Origin of the sequence: Sediminicola arcticus, from assembly GCF_040566695.1 — a bacterium.
Lineage (GTDB): Bacteria > Bacteroidota > Bacteroidia > Flavobacteriales > Flavobacteriaceae > Sediminicola > Sediminicola arcticus.
Genome location: NZ_JBEXAE010000003.1, coordinates 63,082 through 82,549, shown reverse-complemented (window position 1 = coordinate 82,549; position 19,468 = coordinate 63,082). Strand labels below are relative to the sequence as shown.

16 protein-coding genes, 1 other RNA gene and 1 pseudogene are annotated in these 19,468 nt (G+C 34.9%); 11 read left to right on the top strand and 7 right to left on the bottom strand.

Going from position 1 to position 19,468, the window contains the following annotated elements:
* The first annotated feature begins 253 nt into the window (after positions 1-253).
* Positions 254-2,680: a phenylalanine--tRNA ligase subunit beta gene (gene pheT, locus ABXZ36_RS07030; protein ID WP_354614798.1), complete on the top strand. Its 2,427-nt coding sequence runs from the start codon at positions 254-256 to the stop codon at positions 2,678-2,680.
* A 73-nt stretch (positions 2,681-2,753) separates the two neighbouring features.
* Here pheT and ABXZ36_RS07025 read toward each other — a convergent pair.
* Both ABXZ36_RS07025 and ABXZ36_RS07020 read right to left on the bottom strand, forming a co-directional pair.
* Positions 2,754-3,256: pseudogene (locus ABXZ36_RS07025) on the bottom strand (fasciclin domain-containing protein).
* A 161-nt stretch (positions 3,257-3,417) separates the two neighbouring features.
* Positions 3,418-3,984: a fasciclin domain-containing protein gene (locus ABXZ36_RS07020; protein ID WP_354614797.1), complete on the bottom strand. Its 567-nt coding sequence runs from the start codon at positions 3,982-3,984 to the stop codon at positions 3,418-3,420.
* A 201-nt stretch (positions 3,985-4,185) separates the two neighbouring features.
* Between ABXZ36_RS07020 and ABXZ36_RS07015 the strand changes: the two genes are divergently transcribed.
* Complete coding sequence (locus tag ABXZ36_RS07015) at positions 4,186-4,902, top strand: hypothetical protein (protein WP_354614796.1); 717 nt, start codon at positions 4,186-4,188, stop codon at positions 4,900-4,902.
* A 90-nt stretch (positions 4,903-4,992) separates the two neighbouring features.
* Here the strand turns inward: ABXZ36_RS07015 and ABXZ36_RS07010 are convergent, their stop codons facing one another.
* The gene (locus tag ABXZ36_RS07010) at positions 4,993-6,621 is read right to left on the bottom strand and encodes an ABC-F family ATP-binding cassette domain-containing protein (protein ID WP_354614795.1); all 1,629 of its coding nucleotides are present in this window, start codon (positions 6,619-6,621) and stop codon (positions 4,993-4,995) included.
* 170 nt (positions 6,622-6,791) lie between these two features.
* Between ABXZ36_RS07010 and ABXZ36_RS07005 the strand changes: the two genes are divergently transcribed.
* Entirely contained in the window at positions 6,792-8,174 is a 1,383-nt protein-coding gene (locus ABXZ36_RS07005; protein ID WP_354614794.1) for a TlpA family protein disulfide reductase, read from the top strand.
* Positions 8,175-8,245: 71 nt separating this feature from the next.
* Here ABXZ36_RS07005 and fsa read toward each other — a convergent pair whose 3' ends face one another.
* From fsa to ffs, 3 genes are all read right to left on the bottom strand, one after another.
* The gene (gene fsa / locus ABXZ36_RS07000) at positions 8,246-8,899 is read right to left on the bottom strand and encodes a fructose-6-phosphate aldolase (protein ID WP_354614793.1); all 654 of its coding nucleotides are present in this window, start codon (positions 8,897-8,899) and stop codon (positions 8,246-8,248) included.
* Positions 8,900-8,977: 78 nt separating this feature from the next.
* The gene (locus ABXZ36_RS06995) at positions 8,978-9,787 is read right to left on the bottom strand and encodes an SDR family oxidoreductase (protein ID WP_354614792.1); all 810 of its coding nucleotides are present in this window, start codon (positions 9,785-9,787) and stop codon (positions 8,978-8,980) included.
* A 109-nt stretch (positions 9,788-9,896) separates the two neighbouring features.
* Positions 9,897-9,995, bottom strand: an RNA gene (gene ffs / locus ABXZ36_RS06990) — signal recognition particle sRNA small type.
* A gap of 241 nt (positions 9,996-10,236) precedes the next feature.
* Here ffs and ABXZ36_RS06985 point away from each other — a divergent pair.
* From ABXZ36_RS06985 to ABXZ36_RS06950, 8 genes are all read left to right on the top strand, one after another.
* Complete coding sequence (locus ABXZ36_RS06985; protein WP_354614791.1) at positions 10,237-11,280, top strand: glutaminyl-peptide cyclotransferase; 1,044 nt, start codon at positions 10,237-10,239, stop codon at positions 11,278-11,280.
* The gene (locus ABXZ36_RS06980) at positions 11,280-11,672 is read left to right on the top strand and encodes an acyl-CoA thioesterase (RefSeq protein WP_354614790.1); all 393 of its coding nucleotides are present in this window, start codon (positions 11,280-11,282) and stop codon (positions 11,670-11,672) included. The genes ABXZ36_RS06985 and ABXZ36_RS06980 overlap by 1 nt, the downstream gene beginning before the upstream one ends.
* A gap of 18 nt (positions 11,673-11,690) precedes the next feature.
* Positions 11,691-13,238: a hypothetical protein gene (locus ABXZ36_RS06975; protein WP_354614789.1), complete on the top strand. Its 1,548-nt coding sequence runs from the start codon at positions 11,691-11,693 to the stop codon at positions 13,236-13,238.
* A 157-nt stretch (positions 13,239-13,395) separates the two neighbouring features.
* Positions 13,396-14,127 carry a LytR/AlgR family response regulator transcription factor gene (locus ABXZ36_RS06970; protein WP_354614788.1) on the top strand — a complete coding sequence of 244 codons (732 nt, stop codon included), beginning with the start codon at positions 13,396-13,398 and terminating at the stop codon, positions 14,125-14,127.
* 141 nt (positions 14,128-14,268) lie between these two features.
* The gene (locus ABXZ36_RS06965; RefSeq protein ID WP_354614787.1) at positions 14,269-14,427 is read left to right on the top strand and encodes a hypothetical protein; all 159 of its coding nucleotides are present in this window, start codon (positions 14,269-14,271) and stop codon (positions 14,425-14,427) included.
* 66 nt (positions 14,428-14,493) lie between these two features.
* Complete coding sequence (locus tag ABXZ36_RS06960; RefSeq protein WP_354614786.1) at positions 14,494-16,596, top strand: tetratricopeptide repeat-containing sensor histidine kinase; 2,103 nt, start codon at positions 14,494-14,496, stop codon at positions 16,594-16,596.
* 15 nt (positions 16,597-16,611) lie between these two features.
* Positions 16,612-17,280, top strand: a complete 669-nt coding sequence (locus tag ABXZ36_RS06955) for a response regulator (protein WP_354614785.1) — start codon at positions 16,612-16,614, stop codon at positions 17,278-17,280.
* A gap of 153 nt (positions 17,281-17,433) precedes the next feature.
* Positions 17,434-18,105 (top strand): hypothetical protein, encoded by a 672-nt coding sequence (locus ABXZ36_RS06950; protein ID WP_354614784.1) that lies wholly within the window; start codon positions 17,434-17,436, stop codon positions 18,103-18,105.
* A 55-nt stretch (positions 18,106-18,160) separates the two neighbouring features.
* Here the strand turns inward: ABXZ36_RS06950 and glyA are convergent, their stop codons facing one another.
* Positions 18,161-19,435 (bottom strand): serine hydroxymethyltransferase, encoded by a 1,275-nt coding sequence (glyA, locus tag ABXZ36_RS06945; protein WP_354614783.1) that lies wholly within the window; start codon positions 19,433-19,435, stop codon positions 18,161-18,163.
* Positions 19,436-19,468 lie beyond the last annotated feature (33 nt).

Sequence of the window (19,468 nt, the reverse complement as noted above, 5' to 3'; positions counted from 1 at the left end):
TCAGCAAATATACTTACAATAAAAAATAAAAGCATTTCACTTGAATACCTGTTGAATGTCTTCTGGCATTGTTTTATCTTTGGGCACTTAAATATACTGTCTGCAATGGATTTTTGAATGATGGAAATTCCAGGAAGGCAATAATCAAAAGAACATAGATAAAGTTATTCAAGAACTGATATTAGAATCCTTTTTTAATAAAGTGAATAGGAAAATGGCGGTTCAATTGAATAACTTATAAAATAAAGTATCAATGAAAATATCTTACAACTGGTTAAAACAGTTCATTAAAATTGATTGGGATTCCCAAAAGACAGGAGAACTTTTAACCGATTTAGGATTGGAAGTAGAAGGCATAACTGCATTTGAATCGGTCAAAGGTGGTCTTAATGGCATTGTAGTTGGGGAGGTTTTGACCTGTATAAAACATCCCAACGCAGACAAGTTAAAATTGACCACTGTGGACATAGGAACTGGAACACCTCTACAAATTATTTGTGGTGCACCCAATGTTGCTGAGGGTCAAAAAGTCCCTGTAGCTACTATTGGAACCACGCTATATACCAAAGAAGGTGAGGCCTGGACTATTAAAAAAGGGAAAATTAGAGGAGAGGAAAGCCTAGGTATGATCTGTGCCGAAGATGAGATTGGGTTGGGCAAAGGCCACGATGGTATTATGGTTTTAGACAAAAGTCTAGTTCCCGGAACTCTTTGTTCCAAGGTATTTAAAATAGAACGTGATGAGGTATTCGAGATTGGACTTACTCCAAATCGCGCTGATGCCATGAGTCATTTTGGGGTAGCAAGAGATCTCAAGGCTGGACTACAGCAAATAAATATTCAAAAAGAATTGATAACCCCTTCCATAAGTAATTTCATTGTAGAAAATAGGTCCCTTAAGATAGATGTTGCTGTGGAGCAAAGTGAACTTGCACCGAGATATTGTGGATTAACCATAAGCAACCTAATAGTACAACCTTCTCCTGATTGGCTAAAAAACAGGCTTAAAGCTATCGGAATTACCCCAAAAAATAACGTAGTGGATGCAACCAACTATGTTTTGCACGAATTGGGTCAGCCCTTACATGCCTTTGATGCAGCAAAAATAAAAGGACATAAAATAATAGTAAAGACACTACCAAAAGGATCTAAGTTCACCACTTTGGATGGAATAGAAAGAGAGCTGCACGAAGAAGACTTAATGATCTGTGATGCTGATAAGCCATTGTGTATCGCGGGTGTTTTTGGAGGAGAAAACTCAGGAGTAACAGAACATACTACTTCCATCTTCTTGGAAAGTGCTTATTTCAATCCTGTTTCAGTAAGAAAAACGGCAAAAAGACATGCTTTAAATACAGACGCCTCTTTTAGGTTTGAGAGGGGTGTAGACATCAACAATGTGGAATACAGCCTAATGCGCGCCGCCTTGTTGATCAAGGAAATCGCTGGAGGTGATATTACTTCTGATGTGGCCGATTTCTATCCCAAAAAGAAAGACGATTATCAGGTGTTTTTAACCTATGATAAAATTAATAAGCTTATCGGACAGGAAATTCCAGAAGACACCATAAAGTCTATTATGGCATCCTTGGACATTAAAGTAAAAAATGTATCAGAATCAGGAATGGGACTTGCAATACCATTCTACAGAGTGGATGTGCAGAGAGAAGTCGATGTTATAGAAGAAATATTACGTGTATTTGGTTATAACAACATCAATTCAAAGGAGAAATTGACAGCTTCAATAGCTTCTACCTCTAAGTTTGAAGACTACAAACTACAGAACTTAATTGGAGATCAATTATCTTCCCAAGGTTTCTATGAAATATTGGCCAATAGCCTAACCACACCAGACTATATTGCTTTATCTTCTGATACCATAGAAGGGGAAGCGGTGAAGATCATGAACCCACTCAGTACGGACCTATCTATAATGAGGCAATCTATGTTATTTCCAGGATTGGAAGCCATCTCCTATAACAGTAATAGAAAAAAACAACACATCAAATTTTTTGAATTTGGTAAGACTTACCATCAAAAGCCAACGGAAAGAATAGAAAACAAACACCTGAGTTTGCTGATAACTGGTAATAAGACAGATGGCAGCTGGAGTCTACCCACGCAGCAAACAGACTTTTATTTTTTGAAAGCCTTGGTGGAAAACATTCTACTTCGTCTAGGTATATCAGATACTAGTTCCTTACCAACACAAAGTGACGTGTTTTCAGAAGGCCTTACATTAAACGTACAAGAAAATAAACTTGTAGATTTTGGTGTTGTAAAAAAGTCTATAACCAAATATTTCGATATAAAGCAAGAGGTCCTTTATGCTGATTTTGAATGGTCTGCTATTTTAAACTTAGTATCTAGAAAAAGTATTGTATTTAAGGATATTCCAAAATATCCAGAAGTGAAAAGGGACTTCGCCCTATTATTAGACAATGGGGTAACATTTAAGGAAGTACACGACATAGCCTTTGAAACGGAAAAAAAACTACTCAAAAACATAAATCTGTTTGATGTCTATACCGGAAAGAACCTACCTGAAGGTAAAAAGTCGTACGCTGTTTCCTTCACTATACAGGATACCAAAAACACTCTTACAGATAAGCAGATAGACAAAATAATGTCCAAGCTTCAAACCAGTTATGAAAAACTTTTAGGAGCTGAATTGAGATAATTAAAAAAGGCTGAAATTACTTCCAGCCTTTTTTAAAATGGTCTTTTATCTATTACATTTTCGAAGAAGGAAGCTATACAGTATCAATCACATGGATTACACCATTAGATTGGTTTACATCTGCAATAGTTACTTTAGCCATTGACCCTTTGGTATCAGAAATAAAAACATCTTTCCCTTTTTTAGTGGCATAGATCTTTTGTCCGTTAACCGTCATAAAGGTAGCCTTACCTTTCCCATTTTAATAGATTTCAAAATGTCCTTGGCGCTCAATTTACCAGCTATTACGTGGTACGTTAATACACCTTGAAGGGCAGTTTTGTTCTCCATCATCAACAAATTGTCTACTGTTCCCATTGGTAATTTATCAAATGCAGCATTTACAGGTGCAAAAACGGTGAATGGCCCTTTTGATTGCAAGGTCGTAACAATGTCTGCAGCTTTAACAGCTGCTACCAAAGTGGTATGATCCATTGAATTTGTCGCATTCTCAATAATATTTTTCGTTTGGAACATTTCAGCCCTACCGACCATTTTTGTTTGTTGTGCCATTGCTGGTATAGCAATCATAACCATTAAAATACCAAATACAGAATTTTTAATTTTTGAAATTTTTATACTACTTATTTTTAAGTTCAACAGCACTTACGGAAATAAGATCGATAAGGTTTTAAAAAATAGGTAGATAATTAGAAAATTAAAAAAGGAAATAGTGATAGGACGCTAAACCTACCCATTTATAGAAGATTATATTTTTGGGGTAAAATTACGCTGTCTATTACATGAATTACACCGTTACATTGACTTGCATCTGCGGTAGTTATGCGAGCAGTATTTCCGAAACTATCGGTAAGGACTATTTCAATCCCACTCATAGTAGCAGTGATCTTATTACCCTGCACCGTTGTTAAGGTAGTTGAACCCTTTCCTCTAGACATGGCTTGTAGTAATTTAGCAGCCGTAAAGTTGCCTGCAACTATGTGGTACGTTAAAAGAGACCTTAGCTTATTTTTATTTTCTGGCATCAGCAATACTGAAATCTCAGAAGAGGTAAATTTATCAAAAGCCAGATCGGAAGGGGCAAAAACAGTAAAAGGACCATCCTTGTCCAAAATGTCTGCCATGTCCGTTGCCTTCATTGCTGCCAATAGCACCTTATGATTACCAGAATCTTCAGTGTTTTGTACAATGGATTTGTTGGGATCCATAGAAAAAAGGCCATATTTCAAATTCTTAGTACTGTTTTGAGCAAAAGAGGAAAAACAACATAGCCATAAAATAAAAATAGTAGCAGTAAATTTCATATTTAGTGTTCAGTTAACTACTTCTTTTATCGATAAAGTGCGTTAAAAGATCGACAATATACAATTATTCCCCATCCCATTTCCGTTACTAGATTAAGCTTATCTTATTTAACACTATTTTAACATTTAATTTAAGATAGTTGTGATGTATTCAAAAACTCTAATTCCCTAACTTTGATAAAGTTGCTAAAAAAAAAGAAAATGATAAAGAAAACCAATATCGAAGAAAAACTTCTTAGAGTAAGGGAGAGGAAAGCTGACCCTCAGAAAATAATTAAAGAGGTATATGAAATTTTAAATGATTCAACAAATTCCGATATTAGAATTGAAAAGAATCTTGGTGGCAGAAAAGGCACTATTGAAAACGCGTTCGATTTTGATCTATTGGAAACGAAAAACATCTATCACATAGATCAAATAAAGCAAATATGTATAGACTATAGGTTACGTTTTTTAGATTCTAAATATTTCAAAGGGGATATACCCTCTGAAGCCATATCTAAAATTAAGAATTTAGAAAAGAATCATGATCTTGAACTCAAAGGATTTAAAATAGTGGCCCCCTCAAAATTATTCAAGCTAAAGGACAAGGACGATCCATTATTATTTGCTCCCATCGGAAATGACTATTATTATTTAGTCCACAAGTGGGGTAATGATCTTCACCCTTTGCGAAGAATATTTGCTTGGCCCTTTAAAAGTATTGTAAACCTAGCAATTGTAGTGTTATTAGGTAGTTACCTTTTAACCTTACTTGTCCCATCAGGCCTATTTTCTAAAAACAATACAAGTACTGAATTTTGGATAATATTCTTCTTTATGTTCAAATGTTCTGCTTCAGTGATTTTATTTTACGGATTCGCCTTAGGTAAAAATTTTAATCCTGGAATTTGGAACAGCAAATATTTTAATACCTGATACCGTACTAAAATCCATACACTATAAAAGCCCCTAAGATTAGGGGCTTTTATTATGTTGTGTTGAGCGTACTATACTTCAAAAAGGAAGCTAAATAGTAACAGCGTACATTTTATCTCTTTGTTCTTTAATGGACTTGTCTGACATATATTCATCAAATGATAAATACCTATCAATAATTCCATTTGGAGTCAATTCCACAATTCTATTAGCCACAGTTTCTGCAAACTCGTGATCATGTGTGGTCAATAAAACTGTACCTTTGAAATTCTTCAACGAATTATTAAATGCGGTAATACTCTCTAGATCTAAGTGATTCGTAGGCTCATCCAACATGAGAACGTTAGCTCTTATCATCATCATCCTACTCAACATACATCTTACTTTTTCACCTCCAGATAAAACAGTGCATTTTTTCAAAGCTTCTTCCCCACTGAAGAGCATTTTACCAAGAAAACCTCTAATATAGACTTCTTCTCTTTCTTCCTCAGTTTTTACATACTGGCGTAACCAATCCACGAGATTAATATTGTCTGTAAAGAATTCTGAATTATCTGCAGGAAGGTAAGACTGATTGGTAGTAACACCCCATTGAAATGTTCCACTATCTGCTTTTTTATTGTTGTATAAAATTTGATAAAAAGCGCTTGTTGCTCTGGAATCCCTTGAAATTACTGCGACTTTGTCACCTTTGGCCAAATTAAGGTTAGCATCTTTAAAAAGAATATCACCATCGTCAGAAGTAGCTCCTAATTTCTCAATGTTTAAAATTTGATCTCCAGCTTCTCGCTCGCGATCAAAAATGATGGCTGGATACCTCCTACTTGAAGGTTTTATGTCATCAATCTTCAACTTAGCGAGCATTTTTTTCCTAGAAGTCGCTTGCTTACTTTTAGCTACGTTAGCACTAAAACGCATAATGAATTCCTGAAGCTCCTTTGCTTTTTCTTCTGCTTTTTTATTCTGTTGGGATCTTTGTCTTGCTGCAAGTTGACTACTCTCATACCAGAATGTGTAATTACCAGAATAAAGATTTAATTTTCCAAAATCTATATCGGCAATACTTGTACAAACAGCATCCAAAAAGTGACGGTCATGAGAAACCACAATTACAGTGTTTTCATAATCTGCCAAGAAATTTTCCAACCAACTTATTGTTTCGTAATCCAGGTCGTTGGTAGGCTCATCCATAATCAATACATCCGGATTGCCAAACAAGGCTTGAGCCAATAAAACCCTGACTTTTAGTTTAGAATCCATGTCGGCCATAAGTGTGTAATGAAGATCTTCTTTAATTCCCAAATTGGATAACAAGGCAGCGGCATCACTTTCCGCGTTCCATCCGTTCATCTCTTCAAACTGCACTTGTAGCTCCCCTATTCTATCTGCGTTCTTATCATCATAATCTGCATACAGCGCATCCATTTCCTTTTTAATGGTAGCCAGTGGCTTATTTCCCATTACTACTGTCTCCAAAACCGGAAGGGCATCAAAAGCGTTATGCTCCTGCTCCAAGATGGACATCCTTTTCCCAGGTTCTAGATGTACACGACCTGATGTTGGATCAATTTGACCAGAAAGTATTCTAAGGAACGTTGATTTCCCTGCACCATTTGCGCCAATGACACCATAACAGTTTCCTTGGGTGAAACTTACATTTACATCATCAAAAAGCACTCTTTTCCCAAATTGCACCGATAAATTGGATACAGATAGCATATTCCCTATTTTTAAATTCGTGCAAAAATAGTGAAAATAAAAGAGGTATTCCAAGAACTTACACTTCCTTATTCCCTTTAAAAGTCTAAGGTTTAATTTTTAACTTGCAATTAACAACATATGCCCGAGCTCTTTAGTAGATTTGGTGGGATTAAGGATTCTATGCCTATATGGGAAAAATTACTTATTATTTATTTGCATTAATAATGGTTGGTTGTCAAGTAGACAAAAAAAGCGCTCAGTCGGCATTCTTTTCCGGCGAGATCGTTAACCCAACCAATGAATACATTGTACTTTATAAAGATGAAGTTATTATAGACTCTGCAAAGTTGGATGAAAATAATAGGTTTTCCTTGAAATTGGATTCTTTACATGAAGGACTGTACCATTTTGACCATCATCCCGAGTTACAGTATATCTATTTGGAAAAAGGCGATAGCCTAACGATACGCCTAAATACTTCTGATTTTGACGAATCTTTGGTTTTTTCGGGAACAGGTGAAGGAATCAACAACTTCCTCTTGGAAATGTTTCTTACATATGAAGAGGAAGAACCTCTAATCAATAATTTTTATGAGTTGGAACCAGAGGCCTTCAGTAAAAAAATAGATTCTTTAAGACAATCCAAATTTCAATTATTAAAAGAGTTAGAGAAAGATTTACCCTTGTCAGAAAAAGCATTGGAAATAGCAAAAGCCAATATCGACTATACCTATTACTCCTACTTTGAAAAATATCCCTTTAAACACAGAAGAAAACTAGGAGAAAAATCCATTCACGAACTCTCCAGTAATTTTTATGGATATAGAAAGAGTATTGATTATAACAATACCAACCTCACTTATTTTAGGCCCTACTACAACTATATGACATATATTATAGGGAATATGTCCTATATGAATTGTGCAGATGAATGTAAATCTGGTGAAGGAAAGATAAAGAGCCAGTTACATTATAACCAACACAAGCTAAAACTCATAGACAGCCTAGTAAAAGAGAATAGCTTACGTGATAACCTGTTTAGAAATGTGGCTATGGACTATTTGCTAAAAGTGCATGATAACGAAGAAAACAATAATTCTTTTATTGATGATTTTCACAAAAGATCAGGTAATAACAAGCATATTGAAGAAATAAATGACCTCTACAGTGGCATACAGAATATACAGCCTGGTAATAAAATTCCAGATTTAGAACTGTGGAACACTAAGGGCGATAAGGTGTCACTTAGAGCAATGACTGAAGGCAAGGATATAGTGCTATATTTTTGGACTGGAACTCAAAAAAGGCAATTTGAAAATATCAACAAAAGGGTTCAAGAGCTCCAAGCAAAGAACAAGAATGTTAACTATATTGGGATTAATTATAAGACTGAGCAGGCACAATGGACTGGGATTCTAGAAAATTATGGGGTTCAGGAAAACTTACAGTTTAGATCTAATAATTTTGAGCAACTTACAAAGGCCCTAATTATATATCCTTTAAACAAGTGTATCACCATGAAGGATGGTATCATTATAAATGCTTTTGATAACTTATATTCCCTAAATTAGATCATATCACCTAAAATAAAAAAGCCCTGTAGTTACATCTACAGGGCTTTTTTATATCAATTATTTATATGCTAGTTACCTTTCTTATAATCTTCCAAGAATTTGGCAAGACCTATATCCGTTAATGGGTGTTTTAAAAGTCCTTCAATCACAGACAGTGGTCCAGTCATAACGTCCGCACCCAATTTGGCACAATCTATAATGTGCATTGTATGTCTAACCGAAGCTGCCAATATTTCTGTATCAAATCCATAATTATCATAAATCAGTCTAATCTCTGAAATTAGGTTTAAACCATCTGTTGAAATATCGTCCAAACGTCCTATAAAAGGCGACACGTAAGATGCACCTGCTTTGGCAGCCAATAAAGCTTGACCTGCAGAAAATACCAATGTACAGTTTGTACGGATTCCTTTATCAGAAAAATATTTTATGGCTTTTATACCATCTTTAATCATAGGTACTTTCACTACAATTTGTTCGTGCAATTCCGCCAATTCCTCACCTTCAATGATCATTTGATCGTATGTGGTGGCAATAACTTCTGCTGAAACATCGCCTTCTACGATATTACAAATATCAACATAGTGCTTTAATATATTATCTCTCCCTGTTATGCCTTCTTTGGCCATGAGAGAAGGGTTTGTTGTAACCCCATCCAAAACTCCTAGTTCCTGGGCTTCTTTGATTTGTTGCAGATTCGCTGTGTCTATGAAAAATTTCATTTTCTGAATTGGTTTTAAAGGTTAGTAATAAGGGAACAAGATAGTTGATAACAGCTTCCTTATCATATGAATACAAAATTACAATTTATAATGGTTTAGAAGCAATTTCTCGTACTGTTTATCAGGTAAAATTTTCTTTAGGAATAGAGAGAATTTTTGCATAAAAGCCCCAACTTTATAATGTACTCTTGGATGTTTTGATTGCATAATGGCATACACGGCCTCTGCAACGCAAATTGGATCCTTCCCTTCATCTACGTGATCATTTATTATTTTTAAGGTCTTACCATAAGAATCCTTGTATGGAGAATTGGAGCCAATAGGTGCATGATAACGTCCAGAAGCGATATTGGTCGCGAAATCTCCTGGAGCCAAATTAGTGATTTGCACCCCAAAATCTTTGGTTTCCATACGCATGGCTTCCGTAACCAATTCCAAAGCTCCCTTTGTAGCCGAATAAATACCTCTATATGGGAGTCCCATATAACCAGCAATGGAGGTTATGTTAATGATAAGTCCTGAATTTTGCTGACGCATTTGAGGTAATACAGCTTTCATCATATGGATAGGGCCATGAAAGTTAGTATTGAATGCTTTCTGTATTTCTTCATCTGGAGTTTCTTCAATGGGACCAGTGATGCCAATGCCCGCATTATTTATCAAAACATCCAACCTTCCTTCCTTTTCAAGAAGATGATCAATAGCTTTTTTGATTGATTCTGGGTTACTTACATTTAACTCCAACAAACTAAAAAAATTGAAATCAGGATAATTGTCCAAGTTCCTGGTGGTTCCAAATACCTTGTACCCCTTAGATGATAAAAATATCCCTATAGATTTTCCTATGCCGGAAGAACCTCCCGTAATCAAAACTACCTTACTTTCCATATCCCCATAAATTGGATACAAAATAACGAATAAAAAAAGAGATAGAAAGATTAATAGATAATTGGAACTGCAGTAATGTGTTCCTATAAACGAAAGTATTGGGTATAAAAAAAGGCAAGCTACCTACATCGCACTGCTACAACCGCATACCCTTGCTGCGTTCCCACCCTGGGGGATTCTACAGGAGCTAGTCGTGTAGGACTTGCCAATTGCAAATATACAATCTTTTAATTTTTTCACAATCATTTTACAATCTTAATTTAATTAAATACCTTGCCTTGGTAACCTGATATTCTCCTCCCTTTTATAGATGATTGGCTTAGAGAATGTTGGGCATAAATCACAATGTAGAATAGCATAGTAATAGAACCATTTATTATGCAAATGAATACAAAACAATTATGATCCTGCCTAAAAACAAATTAACTATCACTACTTAAAACTATAAAATGAAAGGCTTCAAATTAATAGCTTTAGGAATGTCTACCCTTTTATTCCTTTCTTGCGGAGGAGGCAGCTCTGCGACCTCAAAACTATTCAACATTCAATTAGAAGGAAATAAGGTGGAATTTCAGCAAAATCAAACAGTCAGTGTTGATCTAAGAAACCCCAAGCAGAAGTCCATCAAATCAATATCTTACAGCATAGACGGTCGTGAATTGTCTCCAAATGATGGCAAAATCACCTTAAATATACCCACCCTAGGAAATAAGATACTTATGGCCAAGGTTTCGTATGATGAAGAAACGGTGGAGATTTCAAAAAATATTAAAATCCTTGCAGCCAATTCTCCAGAAATCTATACTTATGAAATTTTAAATGAATATCCTCATGATATTGAAGCGTATACTCAAGGTTTGGAGTTTCATAATGACACCTTATACGAAAGTACGGGGAGAAGGGGACAATCTTCCTTGCGAAAGGTTGATTATAAGTCGGGTAAGATCTTAAAACAAATAGATCTTGACAAAACTTTTTTTGGTGAAGGAATCACTATTCTAAATAACAAAATCTATCAATTGACATGGCAAAGTGGTATAGGCTTTATTTATAGTCTTGGTGATTTTGAGAAAATAGACACCTTTAATTACGACCAAAGTAAGGAAGGTTGGGGACTATGCAACAATGGGCAGAAATTGCTCAAGAGCGATGGAACAGAGAAAATTTGGAATTTAAATCCAGAATCCTTGAAAGAGGAAGGTTATATAGAAACTGTGACCAATACATCTATTTTTAATAAAACCAATGAATTGGAGTATGTTAACGGTAAAATTTATGCTAACGTATATCTTAAGGAAAGCATGATGATCATTGATGCCCAAAGCGGTGCCATTGAGGGTGTGGTAAATTTGGGGGGGTTAAAGGAAAAAGTAAAACAACATAGTGATTTAGATGTTTTAAATGGAGTTGCTTATCACTCTGGGAGAAAAACATTTTTTGTAACGGGTAAAAACTGGGACAAACTATTTGAGGTTAATATTATTAAAAAGTAATGATGACTCCCTTTGAATCTGAAATAGTCGTACAACAAGGAGATTTGGATGATTTATATCATGTAAACAATGTGCGCTATGTGCAGTGGATACAAGATATATCCAAAGAGCATTGGCAAAAAAAGGCTCCAGAAACTTTAAAAAAAGAAGTCATCTGGGTCGTATTAAATCACAATATTACCTACAAGAGTGCCGCTAAATTAGACGATCATATTATAATTAGAACGCATATAGCCAAAACCAAGGGGGCTATTTCTACGCGGATTGTTGAAATGTTCCATGCCATCACTAAACAACCTATAGTTTACGCTAAAACAGAATGGTGCATGCTTAATGCCATTACCTTTAAACCAATGAGGATTTCAGAAGACATCCAAAATATATTTGTGTAAATTATCTTGCCAATAGCCATGTGTAAAATAAAAGAAATACGTTTTGTGCTGCTATTAGTTTTTCTTTCAATTCTTTGGAGCTCTTGCCGAAAAGATTTTGATTATTCCCCTAGCACAGGCAATCTAGAATTTTCCAAAGACACCGTATATTTGGATACTATATTCTCCAATATATCTAGCAGTACATACAGCCTCAAGGTCTTTAATAGAAGTAATAATGATTTAACTATTCCCAGTATTGCGCTAATGAAAGGGGGTAACAGTAGTTACAGACTAAATGTTGACGGTGTTGCGGGTAAGGCTTTTATAAATGTGGCGCTTTTAGCTAAGGATAGTCTTTACATTTTTATAGAAAACACGGTGGACATTTTAAATACTTCGCAAAATGAATATTTAAGCACCGATGCCATTTTATTTGATTCTGGGCCCAATTTGCAAAAGGTTCAATTAGTTAGTCTAATCAAAGACGCCATCTTTCTATATCCAGATAAATTTGACAATGGCACAAAAGAATCATTTTTACTTCCTATGGAAAACAGATCCAGTTCTCAAATTGAAGGTTTTTTTATACCAGAGAAACAACTGCGCTTCATCAATGAAAAGCCATATGTAATTTATGGATATGCACTTGTAGGAGCAGATAAAACCTTAATAATGGAGGCAGGGACTAGAGTATATTTCCACAAAGACTCTGGTATAATTATAGGAAAGGATGCCGAATTAATTATAAATGGAAACCTTAGTGAAGATGGTATATTATTGGAAAATGAGGTGATCTTGGAAGGGAACAGATTGGAACCCATTTTCACGGATATCCCGGGACAATGGGGAACCTTATGGCTTACCTCGGAAAGTAAGGGTGCGGAAATAAACTATCTAACAATTAAAAATGCTACCACTGGATTATTGGTTGAAGGAAACGACACTGGCAACACACCTACCCTAACCATAAAAAATTCACAGATCTACAATAGTTCCAATTCCAATTTATGGGCCAGAAATGGAACCATACTTGGAGAAAATTTAGTTTTAGGAAATTCAGGCAAATCCTCCTTGAAATGCGATCTTGGTGGATCCTATATTTTTACCCATTGTACACTAGCCAACTATTTTAGTAGCGGATTTAGATTGGGCGTGGCGCTTCAATTATCCAATTATCAACTCATGGAGACAGGAGAAATTATAACAAAAGACTTAAAGAAAGCCTCTTTTGAAAACTGTATTATAACAGGAAGTACTTCAAATGAGTTGTCGCTAATAGCTGAACCTAATTCTCTTTTTACTATTTATTTTAATCACTCCCTTGTAACCTCCAATCCCAACGCTGCTGATCAAGAAAATCCGAATTACAATTTTAATAATGGTGTTATTTACAACAATATCATTTTAAATCAAAGTTCAGATTTTAAAAATACTTCTAAAAATGATTATAGAATAGGAGTTAACTCTTCGGGAATAGGTAAAGCAGATATTAACAAGGCACTCCTTGTTCCAATTGATATTTTAGGTTTCGACAGAACTAATAGCCCAGATACCGGGGCATATCAATTTATTGAAGAAAATTAGAACGGCTCCCTACACGTCATTCGTCTAAAAAGAAGGATTTTTCTTTCAGAGACAGTTCATATACAATATATTAGACAGGAAAACCATAGATATTCTATGGTTAGAATACAACCACCCCTCGGTAACAAATAGTACTTTGTACCCAAATATATTGTCAATGGAGTACACATATATTATTATAGATTCCGATGCAAGCTCCAATCTTCAATTACAACATCATTTGGAAGAGTATGGAGAGTTTACTTGTAATGCCATAGCACAAAACAGTGCGGATGGGTTAAACTCCATTTTAAAATCTAATCCCAGTATTGTATTTATCAATTTAAATGAAAAGGCTTCCGAATATTTTCATATGGTTTTGGAATTGCACCAATATGTAAAGGAATTACCTATTTTAATAGGTATATCTCGAGGAAAGCAATACGCTTACGAAGCTATTAAAAATAATTTTTTTGATTATTGGCTCATGCCATACAGTGAATTCGATATTAGAAAATCACTGTTGAAATTAAAAAAACTAATGCCAAAGGAACAGGCTTCCCAAACAATCTGTTTAAAATCATACAAGGATTACAGATATGTGGATACCGATGAGATCTTATATTTAAAAGCGGACAATAATGCTACGGATTTTATATTAAAGGACGGCAGCACTATCAGTGCCTTTAAAACATTGAAGACGTTTGAAGAAACTCTTCCAAAAAACTTTATTAGAATACACCAAAGCTATATTCTTAATACTAATTATGTGTCTAGAATCAACTACGGCAAATCTATCTGTTCTTTAAAGCAGGATAACCATCAATTGCCATTTTCCAAATCCTACAAGGAAAATATAGATGATTTAAAAAAGTTGCTCACTAAGAGCACCTTTCGCACCTTAAATTAACGAATACTCTCAGAACTAATACGGTTACTCTCAAAACTAGGCATTTCACTAAAGTGCCGTTCTTCTGCTTTTTAAAACTGCAGGCTACATATAACTTAGCAGTATAGAAATAATTAATCAACCCCTAAAACTATATTTAAGATGAAAAAAGTATTCGGAATTTTAGCAATAGTCGTATTATCAACTGGTTTATTTTCATGTGAAAAAGATACTTCCATGGATGAAACTCAAGCATTATATGAAACCTTAGATATGAATGCAACTGATGGTTCTGTGGTGAAAACGGACACAAGAGATTAAAATAATAGTATACAAATGAAAAAGCTTTAAATAATCATATTTAAAGCTTTTTTTTTATCTTGTAGGTTGGTAATTTTTAATAACACCCCAATCAAAACTACATTTAAAAAAGTCTGCATTTTAACGGTCTTCCTCATCTTAGGCGCTTGTAATCAAGCTGGTAAAAAGAGTTTAGACACCCAAAATACCTATCAAAGAGATAGTGTCTTGATATGGGTTGAACTGAGCAGAAATAAAGGGTTGCCAAATGATCCTAGACATGAATTATTAAGTAAGGCTCTTAACTATACATCACTAATTAATACAGATTCATTAAAATCCAAGTACTATTCCAAAATATCATTGGCCTTTTTAGAGCTCCAGGATTCATTGCTTTTCAGAAAAACCAATACCTTGGCTTTACAAGCTTCCATTGATGGCAAGGATTCTACTACTTTAGCAGAAACCCATTGGGATTTGGGTTCTTTTTTTAGAGAAAATACTATAAAAGACAGTGCTTACTATCATTTTGCAGCCGCAAAAAAAATTTATGCTTCTCTAAACAATCAATTTCTAGCTGGTAGACTATTTTACAATATGGCGGCAGTACAAGGAGATGTTAGGGATTATACTGGGAGCGAGATCAATACCTTCAAGGCCATTGAACTGCTAAAACCACTAGATAAATTTGATCAACTGTATAAATGCTACAACAATTTAGGAGTTGTATACAGCTCTTTGGGGGAATATGACAAGGCCTTGGAATATTTCAAATCAGCTTTGGATTACCTAACTAAATTTGATGATGAAAATGCTAAATTTATTACCTTAAATAATATTGGCGATACATATTTGAATCAACAAAACCACTTAGTCGCTAGCACATATTTTCAAAGAGTTATAGGTGCTGAATATTTTAAAGAACTAGATCCCAAAACGTTCAGCACGGCCCTAAGTAATTATGCTAGGACCAGATTACATCTAAAAGACACCTTTGGTGTTTCTGATACCTTTTTAGAGTCATTGGAAATACAGGATAGTATTAATAATATTGTGGGCTTGTCACTTACCAATTATTACCTGGCCGAATATGCTCTCGATAAAAAAGACACTTCTTCTGCCATTGCGTATGCCAGAAAATCTAAAACCTTGGCAAAAAAAAGCAGCAACAACAAAAGGGTATTGGAAAGTTTGGTGCTGATCAGCAAATTGGACACCAAAAATGCCTCACAATATGTTCAGGAATATATTCGACTTAATGATAGCCTTCAAAAAGAAGAACGGCAAATCAGAAATAAATTTGCTAGAATTGAGTTCGAGACAGACCAATTCATAGAACAAAACCAATTACTCTCAAGGCAGAAGCAACTTTGGCTTGGAGTTGCGGTAGGACTCTTTTTTCTAGCTATTGCCATCGTTAGTATTATTTCTTTGCGCATAAAAAACCAAAAATTGAAATTTAACCAGCAACAGCAAGAAAGTAACTTGGAAATATTCAACCTAATGTTATCCCAAAAAGAAAAATTTTTAGAAGGCAAACATGAGGAACAGAAAAGAGTTTCTGAAGAACTACATGACGGCATATTAGGCCAAATGCTTGGCATACGTTTGATATTGAGTGGCTTAAATAATAAGAGTGGAGAAACAAGCGCCAAAGAGAGAGCGGAATATCTTAAAAAACTCCAGGATGTGGAAGAAGAAGTGAGAACCATTTCACATGAACTTAACGAAGCTTCTTATCAAAAAATTCATAACTTTATTTACTCTGTGCAAGACCTTTTAAAATCTATAGAGCGTAGTTCTAAAGTGCATTGCAATTTAGAATATGAGAACGACATGGAGTGGGATCGACTAAAAAGTGAGATAAAAATCAACATTTATAGAATAATTCAGGAAGGTATACAAAACTGTGTAAAACATGCTTCGGCAAGGAATATTGAAGTTACCTTAGGCGTAAATGAAGAGGTTATTTTAGTAATGGTCTCAGATGATGGGATTGGATATCATGTTAAAAAAGAAAAAAAAGGGATTGGATTAAAAAATATTACCTCCAGAGTACAAAAAATGAATGGTACCGTGGATATAAACAGTAAAATTGGAAAAGGAACGACTCTTAGTATCCATATACCTTATAAAACTAATGTAGTGCCCATTAATTCAAATCAGATTTTAACAAATAAAGAAATTTAGAACAACTAAGTACTAATGAAAACACTACGGATTTTAGCGGTAGATGATCACGAAATGACCATGATTGGATATAAATTCATACTGGAGGAAATTCAGTTTGAAGATTTTAAAATTCAGGTAGATACTGCTAAAACATACGATCTAGGAAAACAAAAAATAGTCGATTCTGCAAAATCGTTTGCGTATGACATTATTATGCTCGATATTCAATTGGGGCCTGCTAATGAGAGTCAACCGCATACTGGAGAAGATTTGGGTATTCTGGCCCGAAAAGTGGTACCCAATTCCAAAATTGTTTTCCTATCCTCTTTTAGTGATAATTATCGTATCAATAGTATTTTAAAGTCCGTTGACCCAGAGGGGTACATGGTAAAAACCGAGATAGACGAGAATGCCCTTTATGACATGGTACACACGGTCATGAAAGAACCTCCTTATTACACAAAAAAGGCTTTAATAGCCATCAGGACCAAAATGACGAATGACATCCCCTTGGACGACAATGACAAGAAAATATTATATCATCTTTCCATAGGTACCAAAACTAAAGATATGATCGACTATATCTCCTTATCCCTGCCCGGAATAGAAAATAGAAAGCGCCAATTGAAAACTATTTTTGGTGTGGAAAAACAAAATGACCAAGCGCTGATAACAGAAGCTAGGAATAGAGGGTTTATTTAAAATAGCAATAAAATCCTATAATAAATGATCATTTCACTTACAAGACCTTCCCTTTGACACTAAAACCATAATTTTTCTAAGGTTTTTATATAGTATACACTCAATTTTAAAATTTAACTTCGTGTATATACTTAACCAATTCTCAAGATTATTATGCCTTTAAACACAAATAGTGTCAAAAACAATCTAAATTCTCGAATCGATAACAATTATCAAGTTGTTGGAATAGAATCCTTTGAAAAAGATTTGGCTAAATATTTTTTCTCTGAAGTTGCCATTAAGGCCTATAGCTCCACGTATGAAAAAACCTGTTTAAATATAGAATTTCAAAATAACTTGACCTTAAGTGAGGTTTTGTGTTTTTTAAACACACATACATGGCAAGATAAAAAGGATAAAACCATTTTAAAAAATATCAACCCATTTTTAAAAACATTGCAATCCATAAAAGACAAAAACTCCTTTTCGATTGATATTGAAGAAGTCTCTATTTTACTAAAGGACACCTCTATTGTAATCAAAAAGATATATGCACAGAGTATACCTAACCAATTGGAGAATATATTGAAGGAAATTACGGAAAGTCATTTTAGGTTAACCAGAAATTTTAATGAAGTTCCTTTTGAAATTTTCATACCTGTTTTTGAAGAAGATCCATTAGAAAAAAATGACGCCTTGGAAAATATTAGAATAGGAAGTAATAATTCAGCAAATGACTATTTCGGATATTGGGGATTGTATTACGATTCTGAAGCAGAAGCCGTCATATATGATTTAGAAAATAAATCAATGGTTTATGGCGATCTTTTTATGTTAAATCATTAAAGGTCATAATGAGCACCAAAAGATAGGGCTGTTGGTGCTCATAAGACCATATTTACTAAGCGTTAAACAACGCTCTTCCACTCATCATTTTATTGACTTCATCACGAACCCCTTCTATTAAAGCTTCGTTCTCCTTATTTGTCAATACCTTATCTATAAAATCTACAATTGTAGCCATATCTGCCTCTTTCAAGCCTCTTGTGGTAATAGCCGCCGTACCAAAACGAATCCCTGAAGTAATAAACGGAGATTTATCATCAAACGGAACCATGTTTTTATTTGCAGTAATGTCAGCTTTAACCAATACATTTTCTGCCTCTTTACCAGTGATGTCCTTATTTCGCAAGTCTATCAACATCATATGGTTATCCGTACCACCAGAAATTATTTTATAATCTTTGGCTATAAAGGCAGCGGCCATGGCGGCAGCATTCTTCTTAACCTGAAGCATATAATGTAAAAAATCATCTGTCAATGCCTCTCCGAATGCAATTGCCTTTGCTGCAATGATATGCTCTAAAGGTCCACCTTGATTACCTGGAAATACAGCTAAGTCTAAAAGAGCGGACATTTTTCGAAGACTTCCATTTTTTAAAGTTATTCCGAAAGGATTATCAAAATCTTTACCCATTAAAATAAGTCCTCCTCGCGGTCCTCTCAAGGTTTTATGGGTGGTAGTTGTCACAACATGACAATGTGGAAGTGGATCATTTAAAATTCCTTTAGCAATAAGACCTGATGGGTGAGAAATATCTCCCAATAAGAGAGCCCCGACGCTATCTGCAATTTCTCTAAACCGTTTAAAATCCATATCCCTGGAATAAGCAGAAGCACCGGCAATGATCATCTTGGGCTTTTCCCTAGTAGCAATTTCTTGGATCTTATCATAGTTTAAAACACCGGTCTCCTCCTCTACCCCATAGAACACTGGGGTATATAATCGACCAGAGAAATTTACTGGAGAACCGTGTGTCAAATGACCTCCATGGGAAAGATCAAAACCTAATATTTTATCTCCTGGTTGCAAACATGCATGATATACAGAGGCATTCGCTTGAGACCCAGAATGGGGTTGCACATTAGCATACGCCGCTCCGAAAAGTTCTTTAGCCCTGTCTATTGCAATCTGTTCTACTTCATCAACTATTTCACAACCTCCATAATATCTTTTTCCTGGATAGCCTTCAGCATATTTGTTAGTTAAAACGGAACCAGCGGCCTCCATTACTTGGGGACTAGTAAAATTTTCAGAGGCTATTAACTCAATACCTTCTAATTGGCGTTCCTTTTCGGCCTCTATTAATTCAAAAATTTGATTATCTCTATGCATAATAAAAATATTCTTCTAAATAAGCGGTAAAAA

Excerpts from the sequence above, each read along its gene's own strand:
- ABXZ36_RS06970 (WP_354614788.1), top strand. The coding sequence starts at position 13,396 with ATGGAGTACACATATATTATTATAGATTCCGATGCAAGCTCCAATCTT.
- ABXZ36_RS06980 (WP_354614790.1), top strand. The coding sequence starts at position 11,280 with ATGATGACTCCCTTTGAATCTGAAATAGTCGTACAACAAGGAGATTTG.
- ABXZ36_RS06975 (WP_354614789.1), top strand. The coding sequence starts at position 11,691 with ATGTGTAAAATAAAAGAAATACGTTTTGTGCTGCTATTAGTTTTTCTT.
- fsa (WP_354614793.1), bottom strand. The coding sequence starts at position 8,899 with ATGAAATTTTTCATAGACACAGCGAATCTGCAACAAATCAAAGAAGCC.
- ABXZ36_RS07010 (WP_354614795.1), bottom strand. The coding sequence starts at position 6,621 with ATGCTATCTGTATCCAATTTATCGGTGCAATTTGGGAAAAGAGTGCTT.
- ABXZ36_RS06950 (WP_354614784.1), top strand. The coding sequence starts at position 17,434 with ATGCCTTTAAACACAAATAGTGTCAAAAACAATCTAAATTCTCGAATC.
- ABXZ36_RS07020 (WP_354614797.1), bottom strand. The coding sequence starts at position 3,984 with ATGAAATTTACTGCTACTATTTTTATTTTATGGCTATGTTGTTTTTCC.
- ABXZ36_RS06965 (WP_354614787.1), top strand. The coding sequence starts at position 14,269 with ATGAAAAAAGTATTCGGAATTTTAGCAATAGTCGTATTATCAACTGGT.
- pheT (WP_354614798.1), top strand. The coding sequence starts at position 254 with ATGAAAATATCTTACAACTGGTTAAAACAGTTCATTAAAATTGATTGG.
- ABXZ36_RS07015 (WP_354614796.1), top strand. The coding sequence starts at position 4,186 with ATGATAAAGAAAACCAATATCGAAGAAAAACTTCTTAGAGTAAGGGAG.
- ABXZ36_RS06985 (WP_354614791.1), top strand. The coding sequence starts at position 10,237 with ATGAAAGGCTTCAAATTAATAGCTTTAGGAATGTCTACCCTTTTATTC.
- ABXZ36_RS06955 (WP_354614785.1), top strand. The coding sequence starts at position 16,612 with ATGAAAACACTACGGATTTTAGCGGTAGATGATCACGAAATGACCATG.
- glyA (WP_354614783.1), bottom strand. The coding sequence starts at position 19,435 with ATGCATAGAGATAATCAAATTTTTGAATTAATAGAGGCCGAAAAGGAA.
- ABXZ36_RS07005 (WP_354614794.1), top strand. The coding sequence starts at position 6,792 with ATGGGAAAAATTACTTATTATTTATTTGCATTAATAATGGTTGGTTGT.
- ABXZ36_RS06995 (WP_354614792.1), bottom strand. The coding sequence starts at position 9,787 with ATGGAAAGTAAGGTAGTTTTGATTACGGGAGGTTCTTCCGGCATAGGA.